This is a genomic window from Stenotrophomonas sp. KH_029 (genome assembly GCF_057839765.1).
Map to the genome: position 1 here is coordinate 641,550 of NZ_CM174498.1, position 16,296 is coordinate 657,845.

At 66.7% G+C, this 16,296-nt stretch carries 20 protein-coding genes; 13 read left to right on the forward strand and 7 right to left on the reverse strand.

Features of this window, described 5'->3' with window-relative positions; all coding sequences use genetic code 11:
* Positions 1–2 precede the first annotated feature (2 nt).
* The 5 genes from AC3ITM_RS02890 to AC3ITM_RS02910 form a co-directional block, all read right to left on the reverse strand.
* The gene (locus AC3ITM_RS02890) at positions 3–251 is read right to left on the reverse strand and encodes an acyl carrier protein (RefSeq protein WP_489268296.1); all 249 of its coding nucleotides are present in this window, start codon (positions 249–251) and stop codon (positions 3–5) included.
* Positions 248–1,006 (reverse strand): GNAT family N-acetyltransferase, encoded by a 759-nt coding sequence (locus AC3ITM_RS02895; protein ID WP_489268298.1) that lies wholly within the window; start codon positions 1,004–1,006, stop codon positions 248–250. The genes AC3ITM_RS02890 and AC3ITM_RS02895 overlap by 4 nt, the downstream gene beginning before the upstream one ends.
* A complete protein-coding gene (locus AC3ITM_RS02900) occupies positions 1,003–1,989 on the reverse strand; it encodes a glycosyltransferase family 2 protein (protein WP_489268300.1) in 987 nt (328 codons plus the stop codon). Before AC3ITM_RS02900 ends, AC3ITM_RS02895 begins: the two co-directional genes overlap by 4 nt.
* A gap of 254 nt (positions 1,990–2,243) precedes the next feature.
* Positions 2,244–3,182, reverse strand: coding sequence for an electron transfer flavoprotein subunit alpha/FixB family protein (locus AC3ITM_RS02905; protein ID WP_489268302.1), 939 nt, complete (start codon positions 3,180–3,182; stop codon positions 2,244–2,246).
* The gene (locus AC3ITM_RS02910) at positions 3,182–3,928 is read right to left on the reverse strand and encodes an electron transfer flavoprotein subunit beta/FixA family protein (protein WP_228885715.1); all 747 of its coding nucleotides are present in this window, start codon (positions 3,926–3,928) and stop codon (positions 3,182–3,184) included. Before AC3ITM_RS02910 ends, AC3ITM_RS02905 begins: the two co-directional genes overlap by 1 nt.
* 283 nt (positions 3,929–4,211) lie before the next feature.
* Between AC3ITM_RS02910 and rfbB the strand changes: the two genes are divergently transcribed.
* The 13 genes from rfbB to AC3ITM_RS02975 all read left to right on the forward strand — a co-directional run bounded on the left by rfbB (position 4,212) and on the right by AC3ITM_RS02975 (position 14,677).
* Positions 4,212–5,267 carry a dTDP-glucose 4,6-dehydratase gene (gene rfbB / locus AC3ITM_RS02915; RefSeq protein ID WP_489268304.1) on the forward strand — a complete coding sequence of 352 codons (1,056 nt, stop codon included), beginning with the start codon at positions 4,212–4,214 and terminating at the stop codon, positions 5,265–5,267.
* 75 nt (positions 5,268–5,342) lie between these two features.
* Entirely contained in the window at positions 5,343–6,230 is an 888-nt protein-coding gene (gene rfbA, locus AC3ITM_RS02920) for a glucose-1-phosphate thymidylyltransferase RfbA (protein WP_489268306.1), read from the forward strand.
* Positions 6,227–6,784: a dTDP-4-dehydrorhamnose 3,5-epimerase gene (gene rfbC / locus AC3ITM_RS02925; protein ID WP_489268308.1), complete on the forward strand. Its 558-nt coding sequence runs from the start codon at positions 6,227–6,229 to the stop codon at positions 6,782–6,784. Before rfbA ends, rfbC begins: the two co-directional genes overlap by 4 nt.
* Positions 6,781–7,692, forward strand: coding sequence for a dTDP-4-dehydrorhamnose reductase (gene rfbD, locus AC3ITM_RS02930; protein WP_489268310.1), 912 nt, complete (start codon positions 6,781–6,783; stop codon positions 7,690–7,692). The genes rfbC and rfbD overlap by 4 nt, the downstream gene beginning before the upstream one ends.
* A gap of 151 nt (positions 7,693–7,843) precedes the next feature.
* Positions 7,844–8,800, forward strand: coding sequence for a UDP-glucuronic acid decarboxylase family protein (locus AC3ITM_RS02935; protein ID WP_489268312.1), 957 nt, complete (start codon positions 7,844–7,846; stop codon positions 8,798–8,800).
* 10 nt (positions 8,801–8,810) lie between these two features.
* Complete coding sequence (locus AC3ITM_RS02940) at positions 8,811–9,755, forward strand: glycosyltransferase (protein ID WP_489268313.1); 945 nt, start codon at positions 8,811–8,813, stop codon at positions 9,753–9,755.
* Complete coding sequence (locus AC3ITM_RS02945; protein WP_489268315.1) at positions 9,733–10,134, forward strand: GtrA family protein; 402 nt, start codon at positions 9,733–9,735, stop codon at positions 10,132–10,134. Before AC3ITM_RS02940 ends, AC3ITM_RS02945 begins: the two co-directional genes overlap by 23 nt.
* On the forward strand, positions 10,131–10,730 hold the full coding sequence (locus AC3ITM_RS02950; RefSeq protein ID WP_489268317.1) for a hypothetical protein: 600 nt from the start codon (positions 10,131–10,133) through the stop codon (positions 10,728–10,730). The genes AC3ITM_RS02945 and AC3ITM_RS02950 overlap by 4 nt, the downstream gene beginning before the upstream one ends.
* 166 nt (positions 10,731–10,896) lie before the next feature.
* A complete protein-coding gene (locus AC3ITM_RS02955) occupies positions 10,897–11,628 on the forward strand; it encodes a CoA transferase subunit A (RefSeq protein ID WP_489268319.1) in 732 nt (243 codons plus the stop codon).
* Between the two features lies 1 nt (position 11,629).
* Positions 11,630–12,259: a CoA transferase subunit B gene (locus AC3ITM_RS02960; protein WP_489268321.1), complete on the forward strand. Its 630-nt coding sequence runs from the start codon at positions 11,630–11,632 to the stop codon at positions 12,257–12,259.
* Positions 12,260–12,422: 163 nt separating this feature from the next.
* Complete coding sequence (locus AC3ITM_RS02965; protein ID WP_489268322.1) at positions 12,423–12,839, forward strand: hypothetical protein; 417 nt, start codon at positions 12,423–12,425, stop codon at positions 12,837–12,839.
* Positions 12,817–14,064, forward strand: a complete 1,248-nt coding sequence (locus tag AC3ITM_RS02970; RefSeq protein WP_489268324.1) for a hypothetical protein — start codon at positions 12,817–12,819, stop codon at positions 14,062–14,064. The genes AC3ITM_RS02965 and AC3ITM_RS02970 overlap by 23 nt, the downstream gene beginning before the upstream one ends.
* Positions 14,065–14,074: 10 nt before the next feature.
* A complete protein-coding gene (locus AC3ITM_RS02975; protein ID WP_489268326.1) occupies positions 14,075–14,677 on the forward strand; it encodes an alpha-ketoglutarate-dependent dioxygenase AlkB family protein in 603 nt (200 codons plus the stop codon).
* A gap of 64 nt (positions 14,678–14,741) precedes the next feature.
* Here the strand turns inward: AC3ITM_RS02975 and AC3ITM_RS02980 are convergent, their stop codons facing one another.
* Both AC3ITM_RS02980 and AC3ITM_RS02985 read right to left on the reverse strand, forming a co-directional pair.
* A complete protein-coding gene (locus AC3ITM_RS02980) occupies positions 14,742–15,371 on the reverse strand; it encodes an ABC-type transport auxiliary lipoprotein family protein (RefSeq protein WP_489268328.1) in 630 nt (209 codons plus the stop codon).
* The gene (locus AC3ITM_RS02985; protein ID WP_489268330.1) at positions 15,368–16,294 is read right to left on the reverse strand and encodes an MlaD family protein; all 927 of its coding nucleotides are present in this window, start codon (positions 16,292–16,294) and stop codon (positions 15,368–15,370) included. Before AC3ITM_RS02985 ends, AC3ITM_RS02980 begins: the two co-directional genes overlap by 4 nt.
* Positions 16,295–16,296: the final 2 nt, after the last annotated feature.

The following is a 16,296-nucleotide window of genomic DNA, read 5'->3' on the forward strand; positions in this document are numbered from 1 at the left end:
GTTCAGACGGCCGCGCCGTGTTTGCGCAGAATTTCGCGCGCCTTGCCGACAGAGCTCATGTCGATTACTTCATCCATGTCGATCATCACACCGAACGCTTCTTCCAGCGCGGCAATGACCGACATATGGGCGATCGAATCCCACTGCGGGATGGTCGCATAGCGCAGGTCATCATTGACGGCGTCGGCAGCGATCCCCAACACGCGGGCGAACACGGCGACAACTTGATCTTCGGTAACGGCATCGTTCATAGGAATTTCCTGAACCCAAGCAGGGTGCTGTTGAAATGGAAGCCGAGCCGGGCATACAGATTGAGGATGCCCGTATTGGCGGCAGAAACCAGGGTGGTGCATTGCTGGATGTCGCGCGCAGCCAGAGCGTCGAGCGCAGTGATCCACAGCGGTAGGGCGAGCATGGCGTAGGCGCCAGTCGCACCGGTCAGCAGCAGCTCGGCGCTGCGCTGGGCCGTGTCTACCCGCTCGGCATGGAAGCCGACGGTGCGTCCGCGGGACTCGGCCACATACGCCAAGCCCCCGCTGACCAGGTCTTCGATCCAGTTCGCAGTGCGCGCGGCGGCTTTCGCCGTATCGATGGCGGGGTCTTCAAGGAAGCGGCCGTGGGCGAAATCGGTCACCGCTATTCGGCGCAGTTCCGTAATATCGGCGACAGTGGCCGGGCGCAGCGTGGGCAGCATGCCGCGCGGAACTGCTGGCAGATTGGCAAAACCGCTGCGCGAGACAGTCAACGAGGTTTCCACGAATGCACAGCCATGCTGCAGCAGTGCGGCCTTGGCGATCGGCCGGGTCGCATCGATGCGACCGAAAAGGTAGTGCACCGACTGCTCGGCGCACCATCGCTCCAGTTCGGCCAGCAATGGTGCAGCCTGTTCTATCGAATCGATCTCCAGTGCGGTGACTTCGGCGGTGACAAAGCCCAACGCGCGCTGGTCCCAAGGGGTCAGGCGCGCAGACAGGCGGCCCTGGCCATGGTCGAAGCTGACGGTCATCGGGCCTCCTGCTCGTAGTTCACGGCATCGGCAACGATGTAGTACGGGCGCTTCTGCACATTGCGGAACACTTGCCCGACATACAACCCGACCACACCCAGGCAGAACATCACCAAGCCGCCGATCAACCACACTGAGCCGATGATGGACGTGTAACCGGCCACTTCGACGTCACCTTCCCACCAGCGCATCAAGCTCATGCCAACCAGAATGAAGGCGACCAGGGAGCAGACGATGCCGGTACCAGCCACCATGCGCAGCGGCTTTTCCGAATAGCCCAAGGCAATGTTCATCGACAGCTTGAGCAGCTTGCGCAAGGTGTAGGACGTCTCGCCGACCGTGCGGGCTTGGTGCTGGACCGGCAACTTGCCAGTGCGGAACCCGGCCCATTTGACCATCAGCGGGAATGAGCGGTCGCGCTCGGGCATCGCGCAGACCGCTTGGATCACCTTGCGGTGGAAGATGCCGAAGTTGGCCGTGGAAGGATCCTGGGGTACGCCGGTCAGCCAACCCAGCAAGGTAAAGAATCCCCAAGAGGACAATCGCTTTAGCAGACTGTCCTGGCGTTCGGTGCGTTGTGCGAAAACCACATCGAGTTGTTCCTCGTTGGCTTTACGATACAACGCCGGAATTTCGCTGGGCGCATCCTGCAGATCGCAATCCATGACCACGGTCCAGCGGCCCCGGGCATGCTCGATCCCCGCGGAAATCGCCGAATGTTGGCCAAAATTCCGCGACAGTTTCAAGCCACGCAGCCACGGGCGGCTGCCCGACAATTCCTGAATACGCGCCCACGCCCCGTCAGGGCTGGCGTCGTCGACCAGGATGACCTCAAACGCCACGCCCATCATGGTCGCCGCTGCCTGGATCTGGTCCACCAGATCCTCCAGGCAACCCTGGCAGCCATAGACCGGGGCCACCACGGAGAGCTCGACGCGATCGCCTGGATCGGTCGAGGGGGCAGATAGGGGAGTGGCTGTCATCGGGTCAAGCATCCTTCGGCGCCCAGGCTCGTTGAGGGTCGGTGGACACGTTTTCAGCGGCGTGGCCGACGACGCGACGCCGCACTTCATCCCGGCATCCCACGGCCCGCGCGACGATCAGTGCCAGCGGTCGGAGATTATAGCTTCACCGGCCGACCTAGGGCTGACCCAGGCCCAGACGATGGCCGGGCCTGCATCGGGATTTTCGACGTAAGGTGCCCGCGGCGCGGTGCCCACAGCCGCGGGCGGGGCGCTTACAGCGCCGCTTCCAGCTCCGGCAGCAGCGTGAACAGATCGCCCACCAGGCCGATATCGGCGATCTCGAAGATCGGCGAATCCGGGTCCTTGTTGATCGCCACGATGGTGCCGGCGTCCTTGATTCCGGTCAGGTGCTGGATCGCGCCGCTGATGCCCACGGCCACGTACAGCTCCGGCGAGATGATCTTGCCGGTCTGGCCGACCTGCAGGTCGCTGGGCACATAGCCGGCATCGACCGCGGCGCGCGAGGCACCGACGGCGGCGCCAAGCTTGTCGGCCAGCTGGAAGATCACCTTGAAGTTCTCTTCCGAACCCACGCCACGGCCGCCGGAGACCACGCGCTTGGCGCTCTGCAGGTCCGGGCGGTCGCTGGCGCCGGCGGCCAGGCCGATGAAGCGGGTGTGGGTGGGCAGGGCCGCATCCACGCTGGCCGCTTCGATGCTGGCGCTGCCGCCGCCGGTTGCTTCGGGCCAGGAGGCCGCGCGCACGGTGGCGACCACGATCTGGTCGGCCGGGGCCTGCACGGTGATGATCGCGTTGCCGGCGTAGATCGGGCGCTTGAAGCTGTGGCTGCCTTCGACGGTCATCAGGTCCGAGACCTGGTTGACGCCGAGCAGGGCGGCCACGCACGGCATCAGGTCCTTGCCGAAGGTGGTGGAGGGGCCGAACACGTGGGTGTAGCCGGTGGCCAGCTGCGCGATCTGCGGGGCCAGCACCTGGGCCAGCGCCTGGGCATTGGCCGGGTTGGCCACGGTCAGCACCCTGGCCACGCCGGCCAGTTGGGCGGCCTGGGCGGCGACGGCGGCCGGGTCGGCGGCCAGTACCAGTACGTCGATGCTGGCGCCACCGATGGCGGCTGCGGCGCTGACGGTCTTGGCGGTGGCGGCGTTGAGCTTGCCGTCGTGGTGTTCAGCGACAACGAGGATCTTGGTCATTACAGCAACCCCTTCTGCTTGAGTGCGGCGACCAGTTCGGCCGCGTCCTTGACCATCACGCCCTTGCTGCGCTTGACCGGCGCGGCGTACTGGGTGGTGCTGAAGGTGTCGGCGGCGTCCACGCCGAGGTCGGCCAGCTGCAGGGTCTCCAGCGGCTTGGCCTTGGCCTTCATGATGTCCGGCAGCTTGATGAAGCGCGGCTCGTTCAGGCGTAGGTCGGTGGTGACCACCGCCGGCAGGTCCACTTCCAGCGTTTCCAGCCCGGCGTCGACTTCACGGGTGACCGTGGCCTTGCCATCGGCAATGTCCAGCTTGCTGGCGAAGGTGGCCTGCGGGCGGCCCCACAGGGTGGCCAGCATCTGGCCGGTCTGGTTGGCGTCGTCATCGATCGCCTGCTTGCCCAGGATCACCAGGTCCGGCTGTTCCTTCTCGACCAGCTTGAGCAGGGTACGCGCGGCGGTCAGCGGCTGGATGGCCTGGTCGGTGACCACGTGGATGGCGCGGTTGGCGCCCATGGCCAGGCCGTTGCGCAGGTGCGCCTGGGCGTCGGCCGGGGCGATGGTGACCACCACCACTTCGCTGGCGATGCCCTTGTCGCGCAGGCGCAGGGCTTCTTCCAGTGCGATCTCGTCAAAGGGGTTGGGCGAGAGCTTGACGCCGTCGGTGACCACGCCGGAACCGTCCGGCTTGACCTGAATGCGGACGTTGTAGTCCACCACGCGCTTGTACGCGACGAGGATTTTCATCTGCTGCGGGATCCTTGTAGTGCAGGCCGCTGGCCGGCTCGCATTGCGGTTGAGCATCCGGTCCTGGCAACAGCAACCGGTTCGGGGGTGGGACCGCGATTCTAACTGGCCCGGGGTGACCATGCGAATGCGTATGGTTATGCTGCAATGCGGCACAAAACGACCTCCGCAGCCCCTCGTTCACCTGTGGCAGGCAGTGGTGAACGCAGGTGCGATGTATCCTGTTGTGCTGAACCGGGGCCCCGAGAGGGGGCCGTACGCATATCGAACAGGAGAACGGCTAGTGCCCACGTGGCTTGTCACCGGCGGAGCCGGATTCATCGGCGGTAACTTTGTGCTCGAAGCGGTCGCCAAGGGCGTGCGGGTCATCACTCTGGATGCCCTGACCTATGCCGGCAACCTGAAGACCCTGGCCCCGCTGGAGGGCAACCCGGACCACGTGTTCGTGCACGGCGACATCGGCGACCGCGCCCTGGTGGCACGGCTGCTGGCCGAGCATCAGCCCGAGGCGGTGCTGAATTTCGCCGCCGAAAGCCATGTGGACCGGTCCATCGACGGCCCCGGCGCGTTCATCCAGACCAATGTGGTCGGCACCCTGGGCTTGCTGGAAGCGGTGCGCGACTACTGGAAGGCGCTGCCGGCCGGGCAGGGCCAGGCGTTCCGCTTCCTGCACGTGTCCACCGACGAGGTCTATGGCACCCTGGGCGCGACCGGCAAATTCAGCGAGACCACCGCCTACGCGCCGAACTCGCCGTACTCGGCCTCCAAGGCCGCCTCGGACCACTTGGTGCGCGCCTTCCATCACACCTACGGGTTACCGGTGCTGACCACCAACTGCTCCAACAACTACGGTCCGTACCACTTCCCGGAAAAACTCATTCCGCTGGTGATCGCCAAGGCGCTGGCCGGCGAGCCGCTGCCGGTGTATGGCGACGGCAGGCAGGTGCGCGACTGGCTGTTTGTGTCCGACCATTGCGAGGCGATCCGCACCGTGCTGGCCAAGGGCCAGGTTGGCGAGACCTACAACGTCGGCGGCAACGCGGAGAAAGAGAACATCGAGGTGGTACACGCGATCTGCGCGCTGCTCGATGCGCGCCGCCCGCGTGCCGACGGCCAGCCGCGCAGCAGCCAGATCACCCATGTCGCCGACCGCCCGGGCCACGACCGCCGCTATGCCATCGATGCCAGCAAGTTGAAGGACCAGCTGGGCTGGGAACCGAAGTACAGCTTCGACCAGGGTATCGCCTTCACCGTGGACTGGTACCTGGACAACCAGCCGTGGGTGGAGGGGGTGCTCGACGGCAGCTACCGCCTGCAGCGTATCGGCACCGACATCTGACGCGCGTCCGGCGCGCGGCCCTGCACCCCGGGTGCGGGCCCTTGCCGCGCGCCCCCCAAGGCAAGGAACCCATCGATGACACAACGCAAAGGCATCATCCTCGCCGGCGGTTCGGGCACCCGCCTGTACCCGATCACCAAGGGCGTCAGCAAGCAGCTGCTGCCGGTGTACGACAAGCCGATGATCTACTACCCGCTCAGCGTGCTGATGCTGGCCGGTATCCGCGAGGTGTTGATCATCAACACCCCGCACGAACAGGCATTGTTCCAGGCGCTGCTCGGTGACGGCTCGCAGTGGGGAATGAGCATCGAGTATGCGGTGCAGCCCAGCCCGGATGGGTTGGCCCAGGCCTATCTGATCGGCCGAGATTTCGTCGGCGGCAAGCCGAGCTGCCTGGTGCTGGGCGACAACATCTTCCACGGCCATGGCCTGACCCAGTTGCTGCGCAGCGCCGATGAGCGCCAGCAGGGCGCGACGGTGTTCGGCTATTGGGTCAATGACCCGGAACGCTATGGCGTGGCCGAGTTCGACGCCGCCGGCAAGGTGATCGACCTGGTCGAAAAGCCGACCCAACCGCGTTCCAACTACGCCGTCACCGGGCTGTACTTCTACGATGGCAACGCCAGCGATTACGCGGCCGCACTGCAGCCTTCGCCGCGCGGCGAACTGGAAATCACCGATCTCAACCAGCGCTACCTGCGCGAAGGCCAACTGCACCTGGAAGCGCTCGGCCGCGGCTACGCCTGGCTCGATACCGGCACCCACCAGTCGCTGCTGGAAGCCTCCAACTTCATCGAGACCATCCAGACCCGGCAGGGCCTGCAGGTGTGCTGCCCGGAGGAAATCGCGTTCGGGCGTGGCTGGATCAATGCCGAACAGCTCGAGGCCCTGGCCGCGCCGCTGATCAAGAATGGCTACGGCCAGTACCTGCACAAGCTGGTGCAGCGGGGCGTGGTGCCGTGAAAGTGATTCCTTCCTCGCTGCCGGGCTGCGTGCTACTTGAGCCGGTGGTGTTCGGCGACGCGCGCGGGTTCTTCTTTGAAACCTGGAATGCCGAGCGGTATGCCGAGCATGGCCTGCCCGCCACGTTCGTGCAGAGCAACGTATCTTCCTCCAGCAAGGGCGTACTGCGCGGCCTGCACTACCAGTGGCCACGCCCGCAGGGCAAGCTGGTGACCGTGCTGGAAGGCGAGGTCTACGACGTCGCCGTCGACATCCGCCGTGGCTCGCCGACTTTCGGCCGCTGGGAAGCGTTCATCCTCAGCGGCAAGAACCGCCGCCAGCTGTGGATCCCGCCGGGGTTTGCCCACGGTTTTGCGGTGCTGTCCGACAACGCGCTGTTCAACTATCTGTGCACCGACGTCTATGTCAAAGAGGCCGATGCCGGCATCCGCTGGAACGACGCCGATATCGCGGTGGACTGGCCGATCAGTGCACCGACCATTTCGGCCAAGGATGAGCACGCGCCTTTCCTGGGCGATATTGCCCAGGAGCGTCTGCCGGTCTACCCGCCGTGACCGTGCTGGTACTCGGCGCCAATGGGCAGCTTGGCACCGAGCTGCTGCGTGCGCTGGCGCCGCTGGGCAGGGTGGTAGCCGCCACCCGCAGTGGCAGGCTGCCGGAGGGGGCGGCCTGTGAAACAGCCGATTTCGACGCGCCGGCATCGCTGGCGCCGTTGCTCGACCGCATCGGCCCGACCGCGGTGGTCAATGCCGCCGCCTATACCGCCGTGGACCGCGCCGAGGTCGAGCAGGACCTGGCCTGGCGGGTCAACGCGCAGGCCCCGGGCGTGCTCGCGCGCTGGTGCGCCGACGCCGGCGTGCCGCTGCTGCATTACTCCACCGACTATGTGTTCGATGGCTGCGGCACACGACCGTATCGTGAAGACGACCCTGTCGCGCCGCTGGGCGTATACGGCACCAGCAAGCTGGCCGGGGAAGAAGCGGTGCGCCAGGCCGGTGGCCGCCATCTGATCTTCCGCACCGCCTGGGTGTATGCGTCGCACAGCCGCAACTTCCTGCGCACCATGTTGCGGCTGGGCGCCGAACGCGACGCGTTGTCGGTGGTGGCCGACCAGGTCGGCACGCCGACGCCGGCGGCCTGGATCGCCGAGGCGAGCGTGCGCGCACTGCAGCGCGCCCCGGCGCTTTCCGGTACCTGGCACCTGACCGCGGCAGGGCAGACCAGCTGGCATGGCTTTGCCCAGGCCATCTTCGCCGAGGCAGTGGCCCGTGGGCTGCTGGCGAAGGCGCCGGATATCAAGGCGATCCCCAGTGCCGACTACCCTACGCCCGCGCAACGGCCGGCGTGGTCGGTGCTGGACAACCACAAGCTGCAACGCGATACCGGTATCGTGCTGCCGCCCTGGCAGGACGGGCTTGCGATGGTGATGGCGCAGATCGCCGCAGGCCAGGCCACGCGATAGCCTGGGGCGATCCCCTGCGATCGCCCTGCCGGCTGCCTGCCGGGGAGTTCGCATACAATCGCCTGCTGTTGGACGCAGGCGCCGCTGTGGCGCCGTGCCTTCCTGCCGTCGCAGGCCAGGCCTGCCACGCTCCGCTACGCCGAGGAATGCCTTGAAATTCGCCCACGATCAGCATCGCGTACTAGTGACCGGCGGCGCCGGCTTCCTGGGGTCCCACCTGTGCGACCGCCTGGTCCAGGCCGGCCATGACGTCCTGTGCGTGGACAACTTCTATACCGGCAGCAAGGCCAACGTCGAGGGCCTGCTGGGCCACCCACGCTTCGAACTGATGCGCCACGATGTCACCTTCCCGCTGTACGTGGAAGTGGACCGCATCTTCAACCTGGCGTGCCCGGCATCGCCGATCCACTACCAGCAGGATCCGGTGCAGACCACCAAGACCAGCGTGCACGGTGCGATCAACATGCTCGGCCTGGCCAAGCGGGTCCGTGCGCGCATCCTGCAGGCCAGCACCAGCGAGGTGTATGGCGACCCGGAGATCCACCCGCAGGTGGAAGGCTACTGGGGCCGGGTCAACCCGATCGGTATCCGCAGCTGCTACGACGAAGGCAAGCGTTGCGCCGAGACGCTGTTCTTCGACTACTGGCGCCAGCACCAGCTGGAGGTCAAGGTGATGCGCATCTTCAACACCTACGGGCCGCGCATGCACCCCAATGACGGCCGGGTGGTCAGCAACTTCATCGTGCAGGCGCTGCGGGGCGAGCCGATCACCATCTACGGCGATGGCAACCAGACCCGCAGCTTCTGCTACGTCGACGACCTGATCGAAGGCATGCTGCGGCTGATGGAGACCCCGGCCGACTTCACCGGCCCGGTCAATATCGGCAATCCGGCCGAGTACACCATGCTGCAGCTGGCCGAAACGGTGGTGCGGCTGGTGGGCGGCCGCTCGAAGATCGTGTTCCATCCCCTGCCGTCCGATGACCCGCGCCAGCGGCAGCCGGACATCAGCCTGGCCAAGGCGACCTTCGACTGGGTGCCGCAGGTGGCGCTGGAAGACGGGCTGAAGGAAACCATCGCCTACTTCCGCCACCGGCTGCAGGCCTGAGGGCAACGCGATGCGCAAGATTGTGGTGATGCCGGTATACGAGGATCTCGAAGCCGCCTCGCGGCTGTTCCTTGAGTTGGCCCGTACCCAGGGCGGTGATACCTACATTGTCGCGGTCGATGATGGCTCTGTGCGGCAGCCGCTGGAGGTTGCGGCCATCGAGGCATCGGGACTGGAGGGCGTGGTCATCAAGCTGCGCCGCAATGTCGGCCACCAGCGGGCGATCGCGATCGGATTGAGTTATGTGGCCGAGCACTTCGGCGATGATGCCGTGGTGGTTACCATGGATTCGGATGGCGAAGACACCCCCGAGAGCATCACCGAACTGGTGGGCGGGCTGTCAGCGGCCGACGTGGATGTGGTTGTCGCCAGCCGCCGCAGCCGGGTGGAAACGCTGAAGTTCAAATCCTTCTACCTGGTCTACAAGCTGCTGTTCTGGTTGCTCAGTGGGCGAAGCATCAGCTTCGGCAACTTCATGGCGGCCAAGATGCCGGCGGTGCGCCGCCTGGCCGCGATGCAGGAATTGTGGACGCACGTGGCCGCCTGCGTGCTCGGCTCCAAGCTGCGCGTGCACAGCTGCGCACTGCACCGCGGCCCGCGCTACGCCGGCCGCAGCAAGATGAACTTCGTCGGCCTGGCGCTGCATGGCTTCCGCGCGCTGATGGTGTTTGCCGAGGATGTGCTGGTGCGGGTGGGCATCGCCTGCACGATCGTGGCTGCGCTGTCGGTGGCCGGCGGCATCATCGCCACCGTGCTCAAGATGCTGGGGTTCGCCACGCCGGGCTGGTTCTCGCTGGCATTTGGCATCCTGCTGCTGGTGTTCCTGCAGACCGCCGCGCTGACCCTGATCATCCTGATGCTGTCGGGCATGATCCGCAGTGGTGGCGTGCTCGGCATCGGCGGCTATCGCGAGTTCGTCGACGAGGTCCAGCATGCCCGCCGTCGCAGCGCCTGACCTGCCTGCTGGCCAGCTGCTGCGCTACGTGGTCAACGGCGTGGTCGCCACGGCCGTGCATTTCGGCGTGTTGCACTTCTGCATCGAAGTGCTGCACGTACCATTGGCCGCTGCCGCCAATGCGATCGCTGCGGTATTCGGTATCGCCGTTTCGTTTATGGGCAGCCGTTACTTCGTGTTCCGCGGGCAGGCCGGCAACGTGGTGCGGCAGGGCGCGCTGTTCGTGCTGGTGTATGCCGGCATTGCCCTCCTGCACGCGCTGGTGATGTACGCATGGGCCGACCGGCTTGGCTACGATTACCGGATCGGGTTCGTGTTGACCACCGGCATGCAGATGGCTTTCAGCTTCCTTGCCAACAAATTCCTGGTGTTCAAATGAACAAATACCTGCGCGCCATGCTGGCCACGCTTGTTTTCATCGCCGGCCTGTTGCTGGTGTATTACCTGCACATGCGCCATTTCCGCGTGGACGTGGTGCTGTATGCTAGTATGTTCGACGCCGTCATCGCCCTGGTGCTGGTGTTCGGTGGCCTGTACCTGCTGAAGTGGTTCCACGATTTCAGCCGGCTCGAACGGCTGCAACTGGCGGTGATCTGGCTGCTGGGTGGGTATGTGTTCGCCATTTCCGTGCCGACCGTGATCGATCGTTCGCTGTCGTTCTACCTGCTGGAGAAACTGCAGCAGCGCGGCGGCGGTATCCGTGAGGATGCGTTCGGCCAAGTATTCACCGACGAATATATGCGCGAGCACCATCTGGTGGAGGTGCGGCTGACCGAGCAGCTGCAGTCGGGCACGGTGGAGATCCACGACGGCTGCGTCAGGCTGACCGCGCGCGGCGCGCGCCTGGCATCGTTCAGCCGCTTCTATCGGCAGAACCTGTTGCCCACCCACCGTCTGCTGATGGGCCGGTACACCGATGCGCTGACCGATCCGTTCCGCGACAGCCACATGCCTGTCGATTACCGCTGCCGCTAGTGCGGGCTGACCGTCCGATGGGCATCGGGCGACCTCTACCAGCGCTGTGGTGGGTGGGGCAGGCCCGGCCTTCGTGGTCGGCGCGGCCGATGTTGCGGCGCATCCCTGCCAGGCGTCGTTGTCCCGCTAGAATGCGCGGATCCTTATCGTTTGGGGAAGTAGAGCAATGGACAAGTCCAACACGGCGGCCAGGCGTGGCAAGCGTTACGCCAGCGCCGCCGAGGCACTGCAGGGCGTGGTCGCCGACGGCCAGACGCTGGCGGTGGGCGGGTTCGGCCTGTGCGGCATTCCCGAGGCGCTGATCGCCGCGCTGCGCGACAGCGGGGCCAAGGGCCTGACGGTGATCTCCAACAACGCCGGGGTGGATGGCTTCGGCCTGGGCCAGCTGCTGGAGACCGGCCAGATCAAGAAAATGATCTCGTCCTACGTGGGCGAGAACAAGGAGTTCGAGCGGCAGTACCTGGCCGGCGAGCTGGAGCTGGAGTTCAACCCGCAGGGCACCCTGGCCGAGCGCCTGCGCGCCGGTGGAGCGGGCATTCCGGCGTTCTTCACCGCGACCGGCTACGGCACGGTGGTGGCCGAAGGCAAGGAAACACGCCAGTTCGACGGCAAGCACTACGTGCTGGAGACCGCGCTGCGCGCCGACGTGGCGCTGGTCAAGGCGTGGCGGGCCGACGAAGCCGGCAACCTGGTGTTCCGCAAGACCGCGCGCAACTTCAACCCGGCCTGCGCGATGGCCGGCAAGCTGTGCATCGTCGAGGTCGAGGAAGTGGTGGCGGTAGGCAGCATCGACCCGGACCAGGTGCACCTGCCGGGCATCTACGTGCACCGCATCGTGCACAACCCCACGCCTGAAAAGCGCATCGAACAACGCACCGTGCGCCAGGAGGCGAACTGAGATGGCCTGGACCCGTGATGAAATGGCGCAGCGCGCCGCGCGTGAACTGACCGATGGCGCCTACGTGAACCTGGGCATCGGCCTGCCGACCCTGGTGGCCAACCATATCCCCGACGGCGTGGACGTGTGGCTGCAGTCGGAGAACGGCCTGCTCGGCATCGGCCCGTTCCCGACCGAGGCCGAGGTGGATGCGGACCTGATCAATGCCGGCAAGCAGACCGTCACCGCGCGTGCCGGGGCCAGCTACTTCGGCAGCCACGACAGCTTCGCGATGATCCGCGGCGGTCATATCAACCTGGCCATCCTCGGCGCGATGCAGGTGACCGACAAGGGCGACCTGGCCAACTGGATGGTGCCGGGCAAGATGGTCAAGGGCATGGGCGGGGCGATGGACCTGGTGGCCGGCGTGCAGCGGGTGGTGGTGCTGATGGAGCACACCGCCAAGAATGGCGAGCACAAGATCCTGCCCGAGTGCACGCTGCCGTTGACCGGGGTGGGTGTGGTCGACCGCATCATTACCGAGCTGGCCGTGTTCGATGTGACCGACACCGGGCTGGTGCTGGTGGAGGCCGCTCCCGGCGTGGATTCGGCCGAGCTGAAGGAAAAGACCGGCGTGGCCTTCACCGGTTGAGCCGTAGCGCGGTGCAGGCCCCGCTGCGGGGCCTGCACGCTGCAGGGTGGTACCGCGTTGCGGGGCCTTCGCGGCGGCTGCTAAGCTGGAATGCTTGCCGGGCCCGCGCGCAGATGACGTGCCGGGGCGCGGGTTTCCACGATCATGCTTGCCGGATGCCGCTGTGAACACAATCAGCACGACGGGCCGTGCGTCGCTTGGACGCTATGCCGCTGCCCTGGCCATTGCGGTGGCCATCATCGCCTCGCTGCATGGCATCGCCAAGGATGTGGGCTTCCGCATGGACCTGCTCGGTCAGGCGTTCCGTGCCGACGCCGGCTTTGCGGCATCGGTTCCGCGCGAAGTGGTCCAGGCGCGCGGACTGGTGGCTGCGCACCCGGCGCCGGGGGTGTTGCTGGCATTGGCCCCGGGACTGGTCGAGGACCCGCTGCTGGAGCAGCGTCTGGGGGAGACCCTGTACCCGGTCAGGCTGCACTATGCCCAGCGCGGCCGGATGCTGTGGAAGCTGCCCGGCCCGCAGCGCGCCGGTTGCACCGAGATTGGAAGGAGCGACAGCCTTGTTCTCGCCCACTGCCGCTGAAAAAACCGGACCGCGCGCGGCCACCGCCATGCTGGGCTGCGTGCTGGCCACCTACGTGATCGCTGCCTTGGGCGGGTTCGGCTTGCCAACGGTGCTGGCCCTGGTCGCGGTGCTTGGGTGCGCGGCATGGTCGCTGCTGGCCGTGCGCGACCGGCGCGCGGTGTGGATGGTGGCCGTGGTGCTGGTGCTGTTGGCGCTGTCGCTGGGCAGCCCGTCGGACGAATGGGACCCGCGCTCGATCTGGCTGTTCCATGCCCGGCGCATCTTCGTCGACGGTTCGCTGTATGCCCAGCTCGATGGTTACGCGCGCTGGAGCCACAACGACTACCCGACCCTGCTGCCATTGTTGTCTGCCACCGCTGCCAGGCTGGTGGGGCACTGGAATGAGCTGTTCCCCAAGGCGGTGGGCACCCTGCTGCTGTTGCCGGCACTGCTGTTGATCGCGCGCAGCCTGCATGCGTGGTGGGTGGCCGGGCTGTTTGCCGTTGTCACCCTGCGAGTGGGCGGCACCTACCTGGCCGATGGCTACATGGATGCGCTGCTGGCCGTGTATGCGGTGGCATCGCTGGCCACGCTGAGCCAATGCCGCTCCTCGGCCAGCGGTAGCGCCAGGTCGGCGCTGCTGCCCTATGTGCTGGTGACCGCCACGCTGGCGCTGATCAAGAACGAGGGGCTGGTGCTGGCGGTGCTGGTCGCGGTGGCGGGCATGCTCGCCTTCACGCTGCATGACCGCCGGGTACCATGGGCGCTGGCGGCGGCATTGGTGGTGGCCCTGCTGCCGGCGCTGGCCTGGAAGCTGGCCGTGGCCCATGCGCAGTTGGGCAACGACCTGGCCGGCAGCGACCTCAAGGGCCAGCTGCTGGCACGGCTGCCGGAGCTGTCCAACAGCGTGCTGATCCTGAAGAAGCTGCTGCGTGGCTGGGCGCTGCTGCCGCTGCTGGTGCTGCTGGTGGTGTGGCGCCGGACCTGGCGCAGCCCGGCAGTGCTGGCTGGTGCGCTGGCGGCAGTAGCCTATGCCGGTGTGCTCTATGCGGTCTACCTGGGCTCGCCGCATGATCTTGACTGGCATCTGAGCGCCAGCGTGCGCCGTACCGTGCTGCCGGTGAACCTGCTGCTGATGTATGCGTTGCTGGTGGTGATCGACCAGTGGCGCGGGCATGGCCGCGCAGCGGGCGCAGTAGTGCGGCCGGCCGCGGGCGGGGCGACGCCGCGGCCTGCGTGCTAGCGTTGCGGGCATGGACCTGCACCTGCGCGACGCACACGTCAGCTGGCACCGCCACTGGCTCCCCACCGCCGAAGCCGACGCCCTGCAACGCACCCTGCGCGAGGCCGTGCCATGGGAAGTGCACCGCATCCGCCTGTTCGGCCGCCAGGTGGATTCACCACGCCTGAGTTGCTGGATGGGCGATGCTGATGCGCGCTACCGCTATTCGGGGACCGACTTCGTGCCGGTGCCCTGGCACCCGGCGCTGCTGCCGCTGCGCGAGCGGCTGGCCGGGTTCTGCGGCGGGCCGTTCAACAGCGTGCTGCTCAACCGCTACCGCGATGGCGACGATGGCATGGGCTGGCACAGCGACAACGAGCCCGAGCTGGGCCCGGCACCGCTGATCGCTTCACTCAGCTTGGGCGCGGAGCGGCGCTTCCTGCTGCGCCGCCGCGACGACCATGCCCGCAAGGCCGAAGTGGTGCTCGGGCATGGCGACCTGCTGCTGATGGGCGGGCCTACCCAGCAGCACTACCAGCACGCGCTGCCGAAAAGCACGCGGCCGCTGGCCGAGCGCATCAACCTCACTTTCCGCTGGATAGCGCCCCCTGACCGACGCGCGCCGATGGGGTGAACGCGTCGCCACGCGCCGGGAGCTGGCCGCAGCGCGATGGAACATGCTGTTGTAGGGCGTGGTGCTACCGGTAATCGGCCTCGCCGGTGACCAGGGTCCAGCCGACCACCTCGGTGGTCAGCGCCTGCAGGCCCTGTTCGAAGGCGGCGGCCACCTCGGCAGTATCGGTGCCGGCCACCGGCCGTTCCTGGCGGAAGCTGCGGTCGGCCACCACGCGCTGGTCGATCACATGGATCAGCTTGGCATTGGCTTCGATCACCACCGTCGGGGTGGGCTGGCCGCGGTAGTCGGCCTCGAAGCGGCGCACATCCATGGCCAGCTTGTAGTCGGCGCGGATGCCGGTGGTGGCGCGCGCCACCCCGCCGATCCGGGCCGAATCCTCGAAACCGCGCAGCAGCGCGTCATCGAGCATGTCGGTGGCCGGTTGCGCCCAGCTCACGCCCTTGTAGACCTGCAGTTCGGACGGGGTGGGGCGCACGTTGATGCGCGGGCTGTCGATCACGCGGGCGGCGCTGGGCTTGACCAGGATCAACTGCCAGTCGACCTTCGGCCAGCCCGGGTCGGCCTGGATGCGCACGATCGGCGAATAGATCGTCACCGCGCTGCGCTCGTTGCTGCCCAGCAGCGAACAGCCGCCAAGCAGGGTGGCCAGGGCGATCGGCAACAGGGAACGGATCAGCGGCAGGCGGCTCATTTGGGTTCGAACTCCTTGGGCGCGTCACGGCCCAGCAGGTAGCGGGCCGGGTTGTTGTCCAGACGGTCACTGACCCGGCGCAGGTCGCGGATCAACCCGCGCAGTTCGGTCAGGGTCGGGCCGAGCTGGGCCAGGCCGTCGTTGGCGAAGCTGTTGATCGCCGCGCGGTTCTCGCCGAGGATCGAATCGGCGCTGCCGGCGGCCGAATCCAGCTTGGTCAGGGTGGTTTCCAGCTTGGCCAGGATGGTCGGCAGCTGCTGCACCAGGTTCTGGTCCAGCCGCTCGATGGTGCCGTTGGTGGTCTTGAGCGTGACATCCAGGCTGCGCGCGGCATCGCGTGCGCTGAGCAGCAGCGCCTGGGTGCCCTGGTCGCGGTCGGCCAGGCCGCCGCTGATGGTTTCCAGGTTGGCCAGGGTGGCGTTGATGCTGGCCACGTTGCGGTCGCTGAGTACCTGGTCCATGCGCTCGACGATGCGGTTGGCCACATCGGTGATGTTCTGCAGCGCCGAGGGCGTGGTCGGAATGATCGGTGCCGGGTCCTTGTTGACCGTGGTCAAGGCCTGCGCCTGCGGGGTGCCGCCGCTGAGCTGGATGATCGACGGCCCGGTCAGGCTGGTGATCGCCAGCTTGGCGCGGGTGTCGGTCTTGACCGGGGTGTTGGAGTTCAGGCGGATCCGCGCGACCACCTGGCGCGGGTCGTCGGGTACCAGGTTCAGTTCGGTGATCGAGCCGACCGCGATGCCGTTGTACTGCACCGGGCTGCCCACGGTCAGGCCGGTGACCGCTTCGCGGAACACCACCCGGTACTCGGTCCAGGTGCGATCGGAGGAGTACTTGGCCGCCCACAGGCCGAAGGCCAGCAGGGCCAGCCCCACCACCAGGGTGAAAGCGCCGATCAGGACGTAATTGGCTTTGGTTTCCATGG

Bases quoted from the DNA above. Each gene is read 5' to 3' on its own strand.
- rfbA (WP_489268306.1), top strand. From the start codon at position 5,343: ATGACACAACGCAAAGGCATCATCCTCGCCGGCGGTTCGGGCACCCGC.
- AC3ITM_RS02890 (WP_489268296.1), bottom strand. From the start codon at position 251: ATGAACGATGCCGTTACCGAAGATCAAGTTGTCGCCGTGTTCGCCCGC.
- AC3ITM_RS02940 (WP_489268313.1), top strand. From the start codon at position 8,811: ATGCGCAAGATTGTGGTGATGCCGGTATACGAGGATCTCGAAGCCGCC.
- AC3ITM_RS02945 (WP_489268315.1), top strand. From the start codon at position 9,733: ATGCCCGCCGTCGCAGCGCCTGACCTGCCTGCTGGCCAGCTGCTGCGC.
- AC3ITM_RS02980 (WP_489268328.1), bottom strand. From the start codon at position 15,371: ATGAGCCGCCTGCCGCTGATCCGTTCCCTGTTGCCGATCGCCCTGGCC.
- AC3ITM_RS02905 (WP_489268302.1), bottom strand. From the start codon at position 3,182: ATGACCAAGATCCTCGTTGTCGCTGAACACCACGACGGCAAGCTCAAC.
- AC3ITM_RS02910 (WP_228885715.1), bottom strand. From the start codon at position 3,928: ATGAAAATCCTCGTCGCGTACAAGCGCGTGGTGGACTACAACGTCCGC.
- AC3ITM_RS02985 (WP_489268330.1), bottom strand. From the start codon at position 16,294: ATGGAAACCAAAGCCAATTACGTCCTGATCGGCGCTTTCACCCTGGTG.
- AC3ITM_RS02975 (WP_489268326.1), top strand. From the start codon at position 14,075: ATGGACCTGCACCTGCGCGACGCACACGTCAGCTGGCACCGCCACTGG.
- AC3ITM_RS02900 (WP_489268300.1), bottom strand. From the start codon at position 1,989: ATGACAGCCACTCCCCTATCTGCCCCCTCGACCGATCCAGGCGATCGC.
- AC3ITM_RS02960 (WP_489268321.1), top strand. From the start codon at position 11,630: ATGGCCTGGACCCGTGATGAAATGGCGCAGCGCGCCGCGCGTGAACTG.
- AC3ITM_RS02895 (WP_489268298.1), bottom strand. From the start codon at position 1,006: ATGACCGTCAGCTTCGACCATGGCCAGGGCCGCCTGTCTGCGCGCCTG.
- AC3ITM_RS02950 (WP_489268317.1), top strand. From the start codon at position 10,131: ATGAACAAATACCTGCGCGCCATGCTGGCCACGCTTGTTTTCATCGCC.
- AC3ITM_RS02955 (WP_489268319.1), top strand. From the start codon at position 10,897: ATGGACAAGTCCAACACGGCGGCCAGGCGTGGCAAGCGTTACGCCAGC.